Raw genomic sequence first — 4,569 nt, 5'->3', positions numbered from 1 at the left:
TTCATCCAAGTTTTAGCTGCGCGTTTAGCAGTCTCTAAAGCTGCGTCCATTCCACCTGCAAGAGAAAAAAGCCAATATTTATGTGCATAAAGCCAATCAATTTGTTTGACTTGCTTTTCAATAAGGGTATGCACAGGGCGCACGACAATTTTAGCAAATTCTAATTCTTGATGCACGATGTAGGATTGCACAGCGTCAATGAAAACTTTAATAAAAGCGTCTTCTAAAAAGAAATTTTTGACATCATCAATTTCCTCTAGCAATTTATCCATTTTGGTAAAATTGATTTTTTCTAGTTTATTTTCACGATTCAATCGTTCTAACTCTTCTGTCATTTTGACAACTCTTAAAAATAGTTTTTCTACCATTTTTTTCTTTTTGTAGCCATAGTCTAAAAATTCTTTCACTTTTGCTTCCATTTGTTTTTTGTTGGCAGCAATTTCTGCTTTGGTAGGTGGTGTAAGCTGAATAAGAGATTTTTTTACTTTTGGTAGGGATTCTAGCACTTCTTGGAATGGAATCTCTTTTGTCCCCTCTATCCTTGCTCCTCCCTCTGTGGCATTAATCACTTCTAGTGGATAAGGTGTTTCGGCAATGTCTTTTTCAAAGAAATTCAAAAACATTTTCCAAACACTGCTTGTTTCTACGAAGCCTTCTCCACCATAAGCAGGGACTAAAATTTTTTCTAACGTGTTATCGGATTTTTTGTATTGGGATTCGTTTTCGCCAAAAATCGCGTCTTTGGAATGCGTTTTGCCATCAGGTGCAAAGGCTAAATCCTGCCCGATAAAAATACACCTTTCAAACTTGCTATGCACAATTAATTCATAAGTCATATTTGCGGCACTCATTCCGATTCCTGCATAACCATATTCTTTTAAATCAAAAAATCTTGTGTAGCCAAATGGGCGCATACTATAAGTTTTTATGCCTTGTGTAATTGCTTTGCTTGTTTCTTGATGCACGATACTTGTAAGTGCGAAAATGATATTTTTTTGCGCGGATTTTGGAGTTTTTTTGTAAAAATCCGCAGTAGGTTCTACACGTTCTAGTGTTACAACAATATCGGGTTTAATTCCGTGTTTAGTAAGAATTGGGAAAGAAGCATCTACACAAAAAATTGTGAGATAAGGTGCATATTGCTTTAAAAGCGGTAATTGCTTATAAAGCGAAGGTCCTGTGGAAACAATCACAGCGGTATTTGTGTTTTTGGCTTTTGAAATAAGCTCTTTCATAGAGGGTGTTGTAATCATTTCGGGTAAGTTTTGTAAATGGTGTTCTAGCCCGATGAGTGCGTCTGTGGAATCGTTCCCCACAGAAATGACGTGGTGTCCTAGAGAGCGAGTGATGATTGAGTTTAAATTCAAGCATTCTTTATCGTATCGTCCATAATAGCTATTGTAAAGATGTAAGTTGTAAATGCGAGAATAAATCCATTGTCCCTCACTTGCCAAATATGAATCTAATTCCCCAAAACTTATTGTTCCCGTCCAAAAAATCAAAAGTTTTCCCGCTGCAATTTCTGCACTGAAGTCTGCGAAATTTAGCGCAATATAGATGATTTCTAGCTCTGGCTCAAAAATAAAAAGTTTTTTTATCGTTTTTGAATTTTCATTGAGTAAGAGACGATAAAAGATTCCATTGCCAAAGCCAAAAAAATAAAAAAACGGATAGAGCTTGAAAGGTTCAAATTCTTTCATTTTTTCTAATGTTTGCACTAGCGGTTCTTTGGCATAAAGTGCAGTTTTGTTTTCCTTGTCGTAAATATTAATATTCAAAGGGTCTTGCCCGATATAGACTTCGTATTTTTTATTGGGTTCTAAAATTTGGAGTTGTGCTGCGAGTAAGGGATTGACTTTAAAGAGGGCTTTAAGATTTTTATCAAAACGGGAATTTAGAGATTGGGACATAGGGATTCCTTAAGTTTGGTGAAAATAAAATACGGAAAAGATTATAGCAAAAAAGCCCAAAAAGTTGGGCTTTAGTTATTGTAAAAGTTTAAGAACATTTTGTTGCACTTGGTTAGCTTGCGCCATTGCAAAGCTTCCAGATTGCGCTAGAATGTTTGTTTTAGAGAAGTTTGCAGATTCGCTTGCGAAATCCACATCACGGATTTGAGATTCTGCAGATTTGACATTGACTTGTGTTACGGTAATGTTGTTAATGGTTACAACAAGTTGTTGTTGCACAGAACCCAAATCTGCACGGATTCTATCTAGATGTTCTTGCGCAGATTGTGCCATATCCATAACTGCCATTGCACCTTCCATACTTGTTACACCTGCTCCGATTCCACCTTTATTGACAAATGCTACTGCAGTATTGTAGTTCGCACCAATCGCAGAGGCAATATCTGCGCCAAACTCTCCATTGACGCTACGGAGATTGACGGTGTATTGTGCTAATCCAGAGCCTGCTGCAATGTTTGCTGCGCCAGAGTGCAAACCAATTTGAGAGAAATTTGCACCAGAGACTAAAATATCTCTTGCATTAAGGCGAATCAAGGTTAAGCGTCCAACAATTGCGTGTGTTGTGCCTGAAACTCCAGCAAAAGAACCACCAGCAGTTAGAGGAGCATTTGCACTATTGACACCATTAATCACGTGTGAGCCACCATCTACTTGCACAGAAATTGCGCGTCCGTCGTTGCTTGTGAGTTGCAATGCGCCCGAGATACTAAGAGAGGCTTGCACCCCTGTGCGCTCTTTTTGTGCATTGATTGCAGCAATGAGCTTGCCATCATAGTCGTTTTTCATTACATCATTGATGTCTCCGATTTTGATTCCGTTGATTGTAAGTCCGCGTACGGTTCCAGAACCAATCGCGCCTGCTCCTTGTCCTTGCACGATATAAGTCGCACGCACGCCTAATGTGTCAGAGTTTTTGTTGATTGCTTCCGCAAGAGCACCGATTCCTGTTCCAGCAGTTGTAGAGATTCTCACAGATTCAATTGCATAGTTGTTTGTGCCATCGGTGTTTAAGAATCTAAGTGTAACTTCTGTTAAACTGCTTGTTCCAGCACTTACAGACATTTCAGCAGCAGTTTCATAGCGGACATGTCCAATTTTGTGAGAGTTTGTTGGCTGAATAGAAGCTTTTACTGTGGTGTTAGAATAAGCACCAATTTGGAATTCTTTGTTCGTAAAAGCACCAGAGAGCATTTGTTGCCCGTTGAAGCTTGTAGTATTTGCAATATTATCCAATTCTTCCATAAGTCTTAAAATATCACTTTGGAGAGCATTTCTTGTTGTTCTAGTTTGTCCGTCTTGTGCAGCTTGTGTTGCTTTGGTTTTGATTAAATCCAAGATTTTGATTTGCTCGTCCATCGCTTTATCTGCAGTTTGAATCATACCGATTGCGTCATTAGCATTGTTGGTAGCTTGTCCAAGAGCGGCAGCTTGAGAACGCAAACTATCGGCAATCGCCATTCCTGAAGCGTCATCTGCTGCTTTGTTGATTCGTAAGCCAGAGCTTAATTTCTCTAGCGATTCTGACATATTGCGATTATTCACAATTCCTGAAGTGTGCGCGTTTAACGCATTCACATTGGTGTATATCCTATAACTCATTATGCATCCTTTGCAAAAATTTGAATTTGCAGAGGATAAAGCAAATGGTGTTCCACTTTTTAAAATTGTGCTTCACAAAAGAGATAATTCTCTGTCGTTGTGAGATTCTGTGAAGAATTGTGGCAATGTGTAAAACCATAAATACGGAATCTTGCATTGCAGATTTGCAGGGACAAAATAACCAAAATTATTGATTTTAACTAAAGTTTTGCTAAAATCCGCCGATATTTACAGAATCCTAAAACTAAAGACGAACAATGCAACCTACACAATTAATTGGACAAGAAATTTTAACAAAATTAAAGGCGGCAAGTTATAAAACAGCACTTGATGAGGTAATCTTGCTGATTCGCTCCCTTGGGAAGCAAGGGCAAGAGGAGCTAGAATCTGCAACGCGCTTAGAAATTATCGCATTGTTGCGACAAAAAGCATTAGATTTGATTTATCATAAAGGCGATATTCCTGATTATAATCTTTTATGGTGCTTTGGAATCTTTGGGGGTTGTGGTGCAGATTATGAGATTCCACAAGACGCGCGGTTTGATAGCTTCATAGATTTGGTAAGTTATGTCAAAAGCACGGAATCTGACTATGAGCGATTGGTGTTTATTAATTGTATTAGCGTGGCAATGTTGCTTAGAGGCGATAGGGAAGAGGCGATTAAGTTCTTTTTGCGGCATATTATTTATTTGGATTTGGTTGAGCAATATATGGAGGGGCTCAATGTCTTTGTGTTAGATTTTTGCTTTTATTATCAACTCCCCATTGATTGGATTTTAAAGATTCAAAAAGAGGCTTTGGAGGAGGGGTATTTTTGGCAGATTTCTGATAGAAAGAAAAAATCCATTTTTTTATGGAGTATGCATATTTTTTGGAATGTTAAGCATTATTTTAACGATTTGAAATGGCGTGAGAATTTTCCTGTGTGGCTTGGGGTTTTGAAGCGGCTTTTGGAACGTGGGAATTTGGATTTGGCAATGTATGTGAGCTTTTATATTTA

The 4,569-nt window shown here is 38.1% G+C and carries 2 protein-coding genes and 1 pseudogene; 1 reads left to right on the top strand and 2 read right to left on the bottom strand.

Translation table 11 applies throughout. The annotated features are described in order from the left end of the window. Both Q1553_RS07260 and Q1553_RS07255 read right to left on the bottom strand, forming a co-directional pair. On the bottom strand, positions 1–1,910 hold a 1,910-nt coding region (locus tag Q1553_RS07260), incomplete at its 3' end, for a motility associated factor glycosyltransferase family protein (RefSeq protein ID WP_300842864.1). Positions 1,911–1,985: 75 nt separating this feature from the next. Beyond that, the gene (locus tag Q1553_RS07255) at positions 1,986–3,569 is read right to left on the bottom strand and encodes a flagellin B (protein WP_115551276.1); all 1,584 of its coding nucleotides are present in this window, start codon (positions 3,567–3,569) and stop codon (positions 1,986–1,988) included. 257 nt (positions 3,570–3,826) lie between these two features. Between Q1553_RS07255 and Q1553_RS07250 the strand changes: the two are divergent. Continuing rightward, positions 3,827–4,569, top strand: a pseudogene (locus Q1553_RS07250) (hypothetical protein); the annotation flags it as partial.

Source organism: Helicobacter sp. UBA3407 (genome assembly GCF_949747025.1).
Classification (GTDB): Bacteria; Campylobacterota; Campylobacteria; order Campylobacterales; family Helicobacteraceae; genus Helicobacter_D; species Helicobacter_D ganmani.
This window is presented reverse-complemented; position numbering and strand designations above follow the sequence as displayed.

Bases quoted from the DNA above. Each gene is read 5' to 3' on its own strand.
- Q1553_RS07255 (WP_115551276.1), bottom strand. From the start codon at position 3,569: ATGAGTTATAGGATATACACCAATGTGAATGCGTTAAACGCGCACACT.